The organism is Vibrio sp. 1F169 (genome assembly GCF_041439605.1).
In the GTDB taxonomy this organism is placed as follows: domain Bacteria; phylum Pseudomonadota; class Gammaproteobacteria; order Enterobacterales; family Vibrionaceae; genus Vibrio; species Vibrio tasmaniensis_A.
In genome coordinates this window covers 1-1,171 of the sequence record NZ_JBGOOI010000180.1, presented here as the reverse complement: position 1 = coordinate 1,171, position 1,171 = coordinate 1, and the positions used below count along the sequence as shown (strand labels likewise).

Here is a 1,171-nt window from a genome sequence, read left to right as displayed (position 1 = left end):
ACAGAACTCCAAGTGTGACTCCCCAAAACACAAACTTCACCAAAAAACCTAATCTTAAAATTTGATGACTTTAAAACATCCCCGAGCGATACATGTTAGTCAATTAACCATTGTTGTTACAGCGTTTATAGCATATAAATCTCGCTGTAGAAAAAGGCCTAATTGAGAGGGGCTTTCTACTACAAACCTAATCGATTAATAGAGTTTTGTTAGAAAGCCTACTTAATGTTAGGCGTGGCTAACTATTGTTGCACTCTGCTCTCATTTTACACTCCCCCGTCAACCTCCCTTGGGAATCACATTAAATAATCTAAATTGATGCGTGAGCAGAAATTAAGCTAGCGCAGAATCCCTATCGTGATACTGATTTAACTCATTTGGTGTTAGGATAATAAAATGAAAAAGACCACGCCAACCCCACATGATGCCCTCTTTAAGCAGTTTCTCACTCATCCAGAAACCGCTAAGGACTTATTGGATATTCACCTGCCTGCTGAGCTGCGTGAAATCTGTGATTTGACGACCCTAAAACTCGAATCAGGCAGCTTTATTGAAGAAAGTTTACGGCCTTACTATTCGGATGTCCTTTATTCTCTTACAACGTCTCAGGGGGAAGGTTACGTCTACGCGTTAATCGAGCACCAGAGTCGACCAGATAAACACATGGCATTCAGACTAATGCGTTACGCTATCGCCGCCATGCAGCAACATATTGAAGCTGGCCATGAGCGCTTACCTCTGGTGATCCCGTTGCAGTTTTACCATGGTAAGGTCTCGCCCTACCCGTATGAGATGAATTGGTTAAAAGGGTTCGTTAACCCTCTTATAGCTAAAGCGCTCTATACTCAAGATTTTCCATTAGTCGATGTCACGGTCATCTCCGATGATGAGATAATGCAGCATCGCCGCATCGCATTGCTTGAGCTTGTCCAAAAGCACGCAAGGCATCGGGATATCATGGATTTCTTTGAGCCTCTGGTCACATTGCTCTTAACCGATTACACTACAGATAAGCAAGTACAGTCATTGATGAGCTACTTACTCCAAGTGGGTGAAACGAACAACCTAGAGGCGTTAATTACGTCACTAGCCTCATCAGTACCGAAACACGAGGACACACTTATGACTATTGCAGAACAATTGCGCCAACAAGGCGAGCAACGTGGCCGCC

1 protein-coding gene is annotated in these 1,171 nt (G+C 43.6%); it reads left to right on the top strand.

All coding sequences use genetic code 11. From position 1 onward, the window contains the following. Window positions 1-396: 396 nt before the first annotated feature. The coding region (locus ACED53_RS23460; RefSeq protein WP_371715327.1) for an Rpn family recombination-promoting nuclease/putative transposase at window positions 397-1,171 on the top strand (775 nt) is incomplete at its 3' end.